At 68.9% G+C, this 11,563-nt stretch carries 11 protein-coding genes and 1 pseudogene; 1 reads left to right on the plus strand and 11 read right to left on the minus strand.

Annotation, left to right across the window (positions count from 1 at the left end):
- The 11 genes and pseudogenes from D183_RS24920 to D183_RS0115330 form a co-directional block, all read right to left on the minus strand.
- Nucleotides 1-233 (minus strand): annotated as a pseudogene (locus D183_RS24920) (glutamate 5-kinase); the annotation flags it as partial.
- 16 nt (nucleotides 234-249) lie between these two features.
- Nucleotides 250-510, minus strand: coding sequence for a YciI family protein (locus D183_RS0115285; protein ID WP_017909771.1), 261 nt, complete (start codon nucleotides 508-510; stop codon nucleotides 250-252).
- Nucleotides 511-637: 127 nt separating this feature from the next.
- A complete protein-coding gene (gene argH, locus D183_RS0115290; RefSeq protein ID WP_017909772.1) occupies nucleotides 638-1,936 on the minus strand; it encodes an argininosuccinate lyase in 1,299 nt (432 codons plus the stop codon).
- Between the two features lie 86 nt (nucleotides 1,937-2,022).
- Complete coding sequence (argC, locus tag D183_RS0115295; protein ID WP_017909773.1) at nucleotides 2,023-3,003, minus strand: N-acetyl-gamma-glutamyl-phosphate reductase; 981 nt, start codon at nucleotides 3,001-3,003, stop codon at nucleotides 2,023-2,025.
- The gene (locus D183_RS0115300) at nucleotides 3,000-3,629 is read right to left on the minus strand and encodes a GNAT family N-acetyltransferase (protein WP_088033222.1); all 630 of its coding nucleotides are present in this window, start codon (nucleotides 3,627-3,629) and stop codon (nucleotides 3,000-3,002) included. Before D183_RS0115300 ends, argC begins: the two co-directional genes overlap by 4 nt.
- Before the next feature lie 14 nt (nucleotides 3,630-3,643).
- A complete protein-coding gene (locus D183_RS0115305) occupies nucleotides 3,644-4,960 on the minus strand; it encodes an acetylglutamate kinase (RefSeq protein ID WP_017909775.1) in 1,317 nt (438 codons plus the stop codon).
- Nucleotides 4,961-5,039: 79 nt separating this feature from the next.
- Entirely contained in the window at nucleotides 5,040-6,137 is a 1,098-nt protein-coding gene (locus tag D183_RS0115310; RefSeq protein WP_017909776.1) for an acetylornithine deacetylase, read from the minus strand.
- 6 nt (nucleotides 6,138-6,143) lie between these two features.
- Nucleotides 6,144-6,596, minus strand: a complete 453-nt coding sequence (locus D183_RS0115315; protein ID WP_017909777.1) for a GNAT family N-acetyltransferase — start codon at nucleotides 6,594-6,596, stop codon at nucleotides 6,144-6,146.
- Nucleotides 6,597-6,783: 187 nt separating this feature from the next.
- Entirely contained in the window at nucleotides 6,784-8,019 is a 1,236-nt protein-coding gene (locus D183_RS0115320; protein WP_017909778.1) for an argininosuccinate synthase, read from the minus strand.
- 57 nt (nucleotides 8,020-8,076) lie between these two features.
- Entirely contained in the window at nucleotides 8,077-9,108 is a 1,032-nt protein-coding gene (locus tag D183_RS0115325) for an N-acetylornithine carbamoyltransferase (RefSeq protein ID WP_017909779.1), read from the minus strand.
- Between the two features lie 299 nt (nucleotides 9,109-9,407).
- The gene (locus tag D183_RS0115330; RefSeq protein ID WP_017909780.1) at nucleotides 9,408-9,938 is read right to left on the minus strand and encodes a hypothetical protein; all 531 of its coding nucleotides are present in this window, start codon (nucleotides 9,936-9,938) and stop codon (nucleotides 9,408-9,410) included.
- A gap of 142 nt (nucleotides 9,939-10,080) precedes the next feature.
- Between D183_RS0115330 and cysS the strand changes: the two genes are divergently transcribed.
- Nucleotides 10,081-11,496 carry a cysteine--tRNA ligase gene (gene cysS, locus D183_RS0115335; RefSeq protein ID WP_017909781.1) on the plus strand — a complete coding sequence of 472 codons (1,416 nt, stop codon included), beginning with the start codon at nucleotides 10,081-10,083 and terminating at the stop codon, nucleotides 11,494-11,496.
- Nucleotides 11,497-11,563 lie beyond the last annotated feature (67 nt).

An 11,563-nucleotide genomic window follows, 5' to 3' on the forward strand; every position in this document is an offset into this window, starting at 1 on the left:
TCGGCGGCCTTGGGCACGATGGCGCGGCCCGCGGCGACCGCGCCGGAGGACACGATCACCAGTTCGCGCCCGGCCGCCAGGTTGGCCGAGACGAACTGCGCCAGGCCCAGCGCGAAACGCGGGGTCAGCCCGCCGCCGTCGGCGGCCAGCAGGCTGCTGCCGACCTTGAGCACCGCGCGCCGCCACGGCGGCAGGCGTTGTTCGACGAAGGGCGATGGCGTCTGCGAGGTCATTGGATCAGCGCGTGCTTCATTCGTGCATGTTCCATTCGTACACGGTGAGGTCGGAGCAACCCTGGATCGCCAGCGGATCGGCGGCGACGATCGCCTGTGCCTGCGCCAGGTCGTCCACGCCCTGCAGCAGGTAGGCGCCGCCGCTGCGGTCGCTGAAGCCGCCGGTCAGCGCCAGCAAGCCGCGCGCGCGCAGGTCGTCGAGGAAGGCCAGATGCGGCGCGACCACGCGCTCGTCGAAGTTCGGTTTGCGCATCGCCAAAACCAGGTAGTGCTTCATCGTACGGTGTTCCTTCTGCAATCGGTTTGCATGTTCGGCGTCGCAGCGAATGCTTTTTGTGGGAGGGGCTTCAGCCCCGACGCGTTATAGCGCCGAGGCGTCGCGGTTGAAGTCCTCCCACAGGCAATCAAGCGTCCAGCGCGCGCCAACGCGCCTGCAACTCGTCCAGGCGCAGATCGGCGGCGGCGCCCGGCGAGACCCGCGCGGCCAGACTGCCTTCCGGCGTACGCCCCTGCCCTGCGCTGTCGGCGGACGCGGCGGCGGCCTGGTAGGCCTCGCGGAACGGCACACCGGCCACTGCGGCTTCCACCGCCACGTCGGTGGCGTACATGCCCGAATCGATCGCCGCGCGCAGCCTGTCCTCGCGCCACTCCAGGTTGGCCAGCAGCGCCGGCAGCAGCTCCAGCGCGGCCAGACCGCGGCCGAAACCGTGGAAGATCGCACCCTTGCTGCTCTGCAGATCGCGGTGATAGCCCGACGGCAACGACAACAACTGTTCGATCTCGGTGCGCGCCGCGGCCACGCTGGCGTGGGCGGCGCGCATCAGCTCGATCACGTCCGGGTTGCGCTTGTTCGGCATGATCGAGCTGCCGGTGGTGTACTGCGCCGGCAGCGCGACGAAACCGAATTCGCCGCTGGTGAACAGCGACAGGTCCCAGGCCAGGCGGCGCAGGTCCAGGGTGGCGCTGCCCAGCGCTTCCAGCGCGGCCATCTCGAACTTGCCGCGCGAGAGCTGCGCATAGATCGGGCTGACCTGCAGGCGCGCGAAGCCCAGCGCGGCGGTGGTGTGCGCACGGTCCAGCGGCAGGTTGACGCCGTAGCCGGCGGCGGTGCCCAGCGGATTGCAGTCGACCAGGCGCAGGGTGTCGCGGGCGCGCAGCGCGTCGTCGATGAAGGCCTCGGCCCAGCCCGCCCACCACATGCCCGCCGAGGACACCACGGCGCGCTGGATGTGGGTGTAGCCGGGCACCGGCAGGTCGCGCTCGGCCCGCGCGCGGTCCAGCGCCACCTTGGCGATCTCCGCGCTCAGTTGCGCCAGCCGCGCCAGCTTGTCCTTCAGCCACAGCCGGGTGGCCACCAGGATCTGGTCGTTGCGGCTGCGTCCGGTGTGTATCTTGCGCCCGGCATCGCCCAGGCGTTCGGTCAGCCGCGCCTCGATCGCCGAGTGGCCGTCCTCGAAGCGCGCATCCAGCACGAACGCGCCGCTGCGGAAATCCTCGGCCAGCACCGCCAGCTCGCGCTGCAGCCCGGCCAGTTCGTCGGCGGACAGGATGCCGATGCGCTGCAGGCCTTCGGCGTGCGCGCCGCTGGCGGCGATGTCGTGCAGGAAGAACTCGCGGTCCAGGAGCACGTCGTCGCCGGCCAGGAACGCCTGGATCTGCGTGTCGACGGCGACGCCGGGTTTTTGCCAGAGAAGATTGGTCATTGGAGAGCCGGGATTGGGGAATGGGGAATGGGGATTCGGAAAGCGGCGCGCTGCGGCGGTGATGGACGCCGCGCTGAGGTGGCGCCCTACGCCGGCGTGTCCATCCGCGGGATCGAGGTCAGTTCGTCAACGCCCAGCGCCAGGTTGAGGTTCTGCATCGCCTGCGTCGCGGCGCCCTTGAGCAGGTTGTCGAGCGTCGCCACCAGCACCAGCCGCTTGTTGCCCGGGGCCAGGGTGAAGCCGCCGAGCTGCACGCCGTGGCGGCCGGCGATGCGGCTGACCCAGGGTGCCTCGTCGATCACCTCGATCAGCGGCTCATCGGCATAGCGCGTGCGATACAGCTGCTGCACCGCGTCCAGCTTGAGCGGCTGCTGCAGCCACAGGTTCACGGTCATGGTGATGCCGCGGAAATGCGGCGCCACGTGCGGCATGAATTCCACCGGCACGCCGAGCTGCGCGGACACCTCGCGCTCGTGCATGTGGTCGGTCAGCGCGTACGGCATCAGGTTGTCGTGCAGCAGCGCCGGGTTGTTCTTGTCCGACGGCGTGGTGCCGGCGCCGGAATAGCCGGACACGCCGAAGCACTGCGGCGGCCCGGCGAGCTGCTCGCGCAGCGGCGCGATCGCCAACTGCATCGCGGTGGCGTAGCAGCCCGGATTGCTGATGCGGCGCTGCCCGGCATAGCCGGCGCGGGTCAGTTCCGGCAGGCCGTAGTACCAGGCCGGATCGAAGCGGTAGTCCGCGGACAGATCGACCACGATCGGGTCCGGCGCACCGGCGGCGACCGCCGCGTCCAGCGCCGCCACATAGGGCGCGGCCTTGCCGTTGGGCAGCGCCAGCACCACCACGTCGGCGCGCTTGGCCGCCACCGCCTCCGGGTCGAGATTCTCGTAGCGCAGCTCGCCTTCGTAAGCGTCGTGGTGCGCATCGACGCGCTGCCCGTCCAGCTCGCGCGAAGACAGGAAGGCCAGCCGCAACTGCGGATGCGCGGCGATCAGGCGGATCAGTTCGGCGCCGGTGTGGCCGCGGGCGCCGACGATGCCGATGGAATGAATGGGAGTGTTCATGCGTGCGAATCCAGGCGGAACTGCAGGTGGCGTTTCACCCCGGCCCATTCCGTATCGATGATGGAGAAGATGACGGTGTCGCGCGGGGTGCCGTCGGCATGGCGCTTGTGGTTGCGCAGCACGCCGTCCTGCTTGGCCCCCAGCCGCGCGATCGCGGTGCGCGAGGCGTGGTTGAACCAACTGGTCTCGAACACCACGCTGAGGCAGCCGAGCGTGTCGAAGGCATGCCCGAGCAGCAGCAGCTTGGCCTCGGTGTTCAGGCCGCTGCGATGCACCCGCGGCGCATACCAGGTGTAGCCGATCGACAGCGTCGGCACCTGCGGATCCAGGCCGTAGAAGCGCGTGCTGCCGACGATCTCGCCCTGCGCATCGCGCACCACGAACGGCAGCACCCGGCCCAGCGCCTGCACCTCCAGCGCGGCGGCGACGTAGGCGTCCACCCGCTCCGGCGCCGGCACATTGGTGAACCACAGCGCGTCCAGGCCGCTGCCGCGCAGCGCGGCGCGCAGCCCCTCGGCATGCGCCGCCTGCAGCGGCTCCAGGCTGACGTGGCGCCCGCGCAGTGTGGGCACGTGGCGCCAGGCCTCGGGCAGCACGGGATCGATGCTGGAAATGGGAACGGTCATGACGAAGGCGCCGCTCAACCCTGCAGGGTCGGCGTGCGCGTGGCGCAATGCGCCACGCAGTGCTGGATCTGCTCGAAGGTCTCCAGGCCGTACCAGAACACCTTCCACTTCTCCTGCTTGAAGCAGCCGTCGGACTCGGCGTAGTAGAAGATGTTGACCTGGTTGTTGTGGCGCGAACGCCAGAACAGCTGCGGCGTCTCCTCGCGCATGACGTTCCACACCGCGCGGCCCAGGCCCTCGCCCTGCGCGTCGTCGAGCACGGCGAACTTGTCCAGGTAGGTATAGCCACCCTCGTCGGTGAGGATCACCGCGGTGCGATAGTTCTCGCTGACGTAGGCGCGCAGCAGCTTGGTGGTGTCGAAATAGTCCGGCACCAGGGTGCGGCCGAAACTGGATTCGATCAGGGTCTTCAGCCGCGGCAGGTCCAGCTCGCTCCACGCCGTGGCGCGCAGCACCTTCTCGCCGCGCCGCACCAGGGTGCCCGAGCCCTTGTGGGTGAACAGTTCCTTGGCCAGGTCGGCCGGGCGCGTGATCGACACCGACGACTCCAGCGGCAGCCGGTCCAGCAGGTCCTTGATCTGCTCGATCTTGACCTTCATGCCGCCATGGATCCACGGCTGCGCGATCAGGTGGTCGTACTCGGTGGACAGGTTGATCGAATCGATCACCGTGCCCTTCTCGTCGAGCAGGCCGCCGGTGCCGGTAAGGAAGATGATCTTGTACGGCTGCAGCTCCTGCACCAGTTCGTTGGCGGCGAAATCGGCGTTGATGTTGAGGATCTGCCCGCTGGGGGTCTCGCCCAGGCTGGTGATGACCGGGATCGAGCCGGCCTGCAGGCTGGCCTCGATCGGTGCCAGGTTCACCGCGGTGACCTCGCCGACCAGCCCGTAGGTGTCGCGGTCCAGGTACTGCGCCTCGAACACGCCGCCGGTGATCGAGGTGGCGCGCGCACCGTTCTGCTGCAGCGCCTCGACCAGCTTCAGGTTGGAGGCCTGGAACACCCGGCGCACGATCGCCAGCGCTTCCGGCGAGGTCACCCGCAGGCCGTTGACGGTCTGCTTGTCGATGCCGGCGGCGGACAGCTCCGCGTCCAGCTGCGGGCCGGCGCCGTGCAGCACGATCGGAGTCAGGCCCACTTCCTGCAGGAACGACAGCGAGGAGGTCAGCGCCTCCAGGTCGTCGCGCAGCACCGCGCCGCCGACCTTGACCACGGCGAAGCGCTTGGCGTCCAGTTGCGAGAAGCGCTTGAGGTACTGGCTGATCTCCTTCGCGCTGGCCATGCTCGAGAGCAGGCGCACGATGGTCTGGCGGGTTTGGCGGTTGGCGTGCATGGCGTGGGGCGATGTCCGAAGGAATCCAGGGTGGAGCCGATCGCAGGATCGGTCCGGGCGACGAGGGAAGGCGCGCGGCTCAGCGCGGGCCGTTGATGATGCGGTGCACCGAGGCGGCGTAGCGCTGCAGTTGCTCCAGCGTCACGAACTCGTCGGCGGTATGCGCCTGGGCGATGTCGCCCGGGCCGTAGACCAGCGCGGTGTAGCCGCCGGCGGAGAACAGCGAGGCCTCGGTCCAGAAGTCCACCGCGTTGCCGATCGGCAGCTCCAGCGCATCGGCGACGTCGCGCGCGGCCAGGCGCTTGTCCTCGGCGCGCGCAATGTCTCCCGACGGCAGGCTGGGCCCGCGGAAGGTCTCCTCGAAATGCGCCGCGGCAGGCTCGGCGAAGCCGGCGAAGGTCGCCAGCAACGCGTCCACGTCCATCGACGGCAGCGGCCGGAAACCGAAGCGCAGCTCCGCCGCCGGCGCGATCATGTTGGCCTTGATCCCGCCCTCGACCCGGCCGATGTTGAAGCGCAGCCCGGTCAGCCCGCCGAAGCGCGCATGCGCCAGCGACTCGACGTGGTCCAGCGCACGGCCGCCCCAGCGCATTGCCTGATGCAGGGCGCTGGCCGCGGTATCCTGCTTGCCGGAGGCATGCCCGGCGCGGCCGGCGAAGCGCATCAGCACCGAACTGATGCCGCGGTGCGCCAGCACCGCCTCGCTCATGGTCGGCTCGGCCACCAGCACCGCTTCATAGGGAATACCGCGGGCCAGGAACGCGGCGATGCAGCGCGGGTCGTTGGCTTCCTCGTCGCTGGAGAACAGGAACGCGGCATCGCCGTCGCCGGCATTGGCCGCGGCCAGCAGCGCCGCCGCCGCGCCCTTGATGTCGCACACGCCCAGGCCGACCACGCGATCGTCCAGGCGCCGCATGACGTGCGGATCGGCGCTCCAGTGCGGCGAATCCGGCACCGTGTCCAGGTGCACGTTGAACAGGTACTTCGGCGTGCCGCGTACCGCGTACAGGCTGACCGCGCCGGCGCCGTGGTCGATCACCTCCACCGCGAAGCCGGGCAGCTGCGTGCGGAGGTAGTCGAAGATGCCATCGGTGCCGATCGCCCGCGGCGGATTGCGGGTGTCGAAGGACACCAGTGTCTGCAGGTGATCGAGCGTGGAGGTGAGCAGATCGGTCATGGTGTGTCAGGCTGCCGTGGTGCTGGTGCGGTAGAGATCGGGATAGGCGATTTCCATCAACGACTGCGGCCGCGCCGGCGCGGCGAACCCATACTGGGCGTACAGCGCATGCGCATCGGAGGTGGCGAGCATGAAGCGACGCAGGCCTTGCAGCTGCGGGTGGGCCATCACCGCCGCCACCAGTTGCTTGCCGTAGCCGCGGCCGCGATAGGCGTCGAGCACGAACACGTCGGCGAGATAGGCGAAAGTCGCGCCGTCGGTGATCACCCGGGCGAACGCCACCTGCCCGACGCCATCGAGATGGCCGCCGAAGCACAGCGAACCGGCGATCGCCCGCTGCACCGTGTCCAGCGGGATGCCCAGGCTCCAATAGGCCTGCTCGCTTAGGAAGCGATGGATCAACGGCAGATCCAGTTCCTGCTTGTCGGTGCTGATGCGCAGTGCGTGCATGGGGTCCATCACGACAGTTCCTTCTCCCTCGGGAGAAGGTGCCCCAAAGGGGCGGATGAGTGTACGGGCGAAGCCTGGTAAAGCTGATCGTGCTAGCGGATGAAGAGACTGGCGAAGCTCGCGCAGCCAACTAGTGCGAGGCTTCGCCCGGACCCTCACCCCAACCCCTCTCCCAAAGGGAGAGGGGCTTTACGCGTCAGCGGTTGACCTGCGCGTACAGCGTCGAACTCATCCCGAACAGCTTGATGAAGCCCTCGGCCTCGGCCACGCCCCAGTCCGCCGACTGCGCGTAGGTCGCGCCCTTGGCGTTGAGCAGGTGCGGCGACTTCACCGCCACCGCATCGACGCGGCCGCCGCGGGTCTCCAGCGTCACCTCGCCGTTGACCATTGCCTGCGACGACTTCAGGAAGGCTTCCAGGTCGGTCTTCAGCGGATCGTGATAGAAGCCTTCGTACACCAGCTCCACCCACTTGCGCGCCACATCCGGCTTGAAGCGGTTCTGCTGCTTGGTCAGCACCGCATCCTCCAGCGCGCGGTGCGCGGCCAGCAGCGCCACCAGGCCCGGCGCCTCGAACACGATGCGTCCCTTCAGGCCGATCACGGTGTCGCCGGTGTACACGCCGCGGCCCACGCCGTAGGGCGCGAACAGCTTGTTGAGCCTGGCCAGGATCTGCTCGCCCGGCAGCGCCTTGCCGTCGAGCTCGACCGCCTCGCCGTGCACGAACTTCAGCTTCACCGTCAGCGGCTCGCTCGGCCACGCGCTGCGCGGCGCGCACCAGCCGCGGGCGCCCTCGCCCGGCGCTTCCCAGCGGTCGATCTCGCCGCCGGACATGGTCAGGCCAAGCAGGTTCTCGTTGATGGTGTAGGCCTGCTGCTTGGCGCGCACGCCGAAGCCGCGCTCCTCCAGGTACTTTTGCTCGTAGGCGCGGGTCTGGGTGTGTTCCTTCTGGATCTCGCGGATCGGCGCGACGATCTCGTAGTCGCCCAGCGCCTTGACCGCCAGGTCGAAGCGCACCTGATCGTTGCCCATGCCGGTGCAGCCGTGCGCGATGGTCTTGGTACCCAGTTCCTCGGCGCGCTTGAGCGCGGCATCGACGATCAGATAGCGGTCGGACACCAGCAGCGGATACTGGCCCTGGTAGCCCTCGCCGGCCCACACGAACGGCTTGACGAAGCCGGCCCAGATCGCCGGGCCGCCATCGACGGTAACGTGGCTGGCCGCGCCCAGTTCCGCGGCGCGCTTCTCGATGAAATCGCGCTCCTCGGCATCCACGCCGCCGGTGTCGGCAAACACGGTGTGCACCGCATAGCCCTTGGCCTGCAGGTAGGGAATGCAGAAGCTGGTGTCGAGGCCGCCGGAGAAGGCGAGGACGATGTCCTTGCGGCCGGGATTCGGGATTGGGGAGTCGGGATTGGTGGAAGCGGTGCTCATGGTTGTTTCCTTATCACGCGTAAAAGTGGGGGCTAACGCTGTTGCTGTACCGATTCTCTATTCCCGATTCCCGATTCCCGCTTGCGAAGCAAGCGCCGCCATGATCGCCTTCTGCACATGCAGGCGGTTCTCGGCCTCGTCGATGGCGATGCAGTTGGGCGAATCCATCACCGCGTCGGTGGCCTTGACGTTGCGGCGCAGCGGCAGGCAGTGCGAGAACACGCCGTTGTTGGTCAGCGCCATCTTGCGTTCGTCGACGATGAAGTGCTGGTACTGGTCGCGGATCGGCTTCTCCGGGCCCCAGTTGCCGAAGAACGGCAGCGCGCCCCAGCTCTTGGCGTAGACCACGTCGGCGCCGGAGTAGGCGCTGTCGATGTCGTGGCTGACGCTCAGCGAGCCGCCGCTCTCCTGCACGTTCTGCGCGGCCCAGCCCATGTAGCGCTCGTCGAGCACGTAGTCGGGGGTCGGGCACAGCAGGGTCACGTCCATGCCCAGGCGGGTGGCGATGGTCAGCGCGGAATTGGCCACCGCGGTGTTCAGCGGCTTGGGATGGTAGGTCCAGGTCAGCACGTACTTCTTGCCGCGCAGGTCGCGGGTGCCGAAGTGCTCCTGCAGCGCCAGCGCATGCGCCAGCTCCTGGCAGGGATGGGTGATGGTCTCCATGTTGATCACCGGCACCGGCGAGTACTTGGCGAAGCTCTTCAGCACCAGGTCCTCGCGGTCCTTGGCCCAGTCGACGAACTTCGGGAACGCGCGCACGCCGATCAGGTCCACATAGCGACCCAGCACCCGCGCCACCTCGGCGATGTGCTCTTCGGTGTCGCCGTCCATCACCGTGCCCAGGTCGAACTCGATCGGCCACGCGTCCTTGCCCGGCTGCAGCACCACCGCGTGGCCGCCCAACTGGAACGCGCCCAGCTCGAAGCTGGTGCGGGTGCGCATGGACGGGTTGAAGAACACCAGCGCGATCGACTTGCCCTTCAGCTCGCTGCCGAGGCGGTTGCGCTTGAACAGCGCCGCCTGGGTCAGCAGCGCGTCCAGTTCGGCGCGGCTCCAGTCCTGGGTGTTCAAGAAGTGCTTCAGAGACATCGATCGATCCTTTGCAGCGGTGGGGACGCGGGACGCGCGGGAGGTGCTGTGGGGTTGTTCTTTACGGGTGAAACTTTTCCGGCCGATGAAAACGAAAAAACCCAGCCTCGGGCTGGGTTTTCAGAACGAACGGCACGACGCTCCGGTTACCCAGCGAGAATGTGGGATTCCGGTCGACGCGCGCGCGACGTCATGCCCGAGGCCATGCGTGCGGCGCTGAGATCGTGCTGGGGCAGGTTCGCTTTCATCGGCGCGCATCCTCGCACGCGCACGCCCACAGGCGCAAGCGCATGCGGCGCTCAGCGCGGCGGCACCACCACCGCGTCGGGCACGTACGGCGCCACCGAGACGCGGATACGCAGGCGGTTGCCCGGATCCTCGGGCAACCGCGAGCGGTACTTGGTGCCCTTGTAGACATAGTCCACGTCGTAGGCGATGGGCCGGCGGAACTCGCGGCCGACCTCGACCATCCGGCAGTTGCGTCCGCCCTGCGGCGCCGTGGCCGGCGCAGCGGCCGGGGCCGGCTCCTCGTGGCGGCGGCTGAAGATGTCCTTCACCGAATCCATCAACCGGTTCAAGCGGCTGTCGTCCTCGGCCGGCTTGGGTGCCGGCGCCGCCGGGGCCGGCGCGGGGGCCGGGTCGCACTGCTGCTCGGTGCGGGTGGCGCGCAGGGTCTGGTAGACCGGCTCCACGTTCAGCACCTGGGCGTAGTCCAGCTTGACGTTCTCGATCACCACCACCCGATTGCGCGCCTCGGAGTCCTGCGCCCAGGCCGGCGCGGCGGCGCAGGCAAGGATGCCGACCAGCGGCAACAACGGGTTCGGGCGCATCGGCAGCAGCTTCGCAAGGGCAGACCAATGAGTGTAGGCATGGCGGCTTGCGTCGGGCTGAACGCGAGCCGACAGGCGCGCCGCGCGCCCGCCTGGCGACGGCTGCCGGTAGAATCGGACGGTTTCCCCACCGCCGATGCCGATGAGCCTGCGCCTGCACAACAACCTGACCCGCCGGGTCGACGCTTTCGAACCGCTCGATCCGGTGGCCGGCCCGACGCTCTACGTCTGCGGCCCCACCGTCTACAACTACGCGCACATCGGCAACGCCCGCGGCCCGGTGGTGTTCGACGTGCTGGCGGCGCTGCTGCGGCGCCGCTACGGCAAACTGCGCTACGCCCGCAACATCACCGACGTGGACGACAAGATCAACGCCGCCGCGCAGGCGCAGGGCGTGCCGATCTCGGCCATCACCGACCGCTTCGCGGCCATCTACCGCCAGGACATGGCCGCGCTGGGCGTGACCCCGCCGGACATCGAGCCGGCGGCCACCGCGCACATCCCGCACATCGTGGCGATGATCGAGCGGCTGATCGCCGGCGGCCACGCCTATGCCGCCGAGGGCCACGTGCTGTTCGCGGTGGCCAGCTTCGCCGATTACGGCAAGCTGTCGCGGCGCGACCCGGAGGAGATGCTGGCCGGCGCCCGCGTCGAGGTCGCCCCGTACAAGCGCGACCCGGGCGACTTCGTGCTGTGGAAGCCCTCCAGCGACGACCTGCCGGGCTGGGACTCGCCATGGGGCCGCGGCCGCCCCGGCTGGCACATCGAGTGCTCGGCGATGGCCGCCGCGCATCTGGGCGAGACAATCGACATTCATGCCGGCGGCGTGGACCTGCAGTTCCCGCACCACGAGAACGAGATCGCGCAGAGCGAATGCGCCCACGGCGGCGCCACCTTCGCCCGCGTCTGGCTGCACAACGGCATGCTGACCTTCAGCGGCGCCAAGATGAGCAAGTCGCTGGGCAACATCGAAACCGTGCACGATCTAATCGAGCGGCATCCGCCCGAGGTGCTGCGCTGCGCACTGCTCAGTGCCCACTATCGGCAGCCGCTGGACTGGTCCGACGCCCTGATCCAGGCCCAGGTGGCCCGGCTCGACGGCCTGTACGGAACGCTGCGCGATCTGCAGGGCATCGAGGCTGAGGCCGTCATTCCGACCGAGATCGAAGAGGCCCTCGACGACGACCTCAATACGCCGCTGGCGCTGTCGGTGCTGTCGAGCCTGGCGACCCAGGCGCGACAGGCACTGCGCGAGGCGGCGCCGGCCGGCGGCCCCGACCCCGCCGATGCCACGCAACGTGCGGACACGCTGCGCCAGGCCAAGGGCCGCCTGCTCGGCGCCGGCCTGGCCCTGGGCCTGCTGCAGCAGGACCCCGAGGTCTGGTTCCAGGGTGCAGGCAGCGACGACGACGCCCGCATCCAGGCGCTGATCGACGCCCGCAGCGATGCCAAGAAGGCCCGCGACTTCGCCCGCGCCGACGCCATCCGCCAGGAACTGGCCGATGCCGGCATTGTCCTGGAGGACACGCCGCAGGGCGTACGCTGGAAGCGTGGGTAACCGAGCCCTCGTAGAAAAAGGGCGCACGGCTGTTCCCTTCTCCCTCCGGGAGAAGGTGCCCCGAAGG

The organism is Xanthomonas sp. SHU 199 (genome assembly GCF_000364665.1).
Classification (GTDB): Bacteria; Pseudomonadota; Gammaproteobacteria; order Xanthomonadales; family Xanthomonadaceae; genus Xanthomonas_A; species Xanthomonas_A sontii.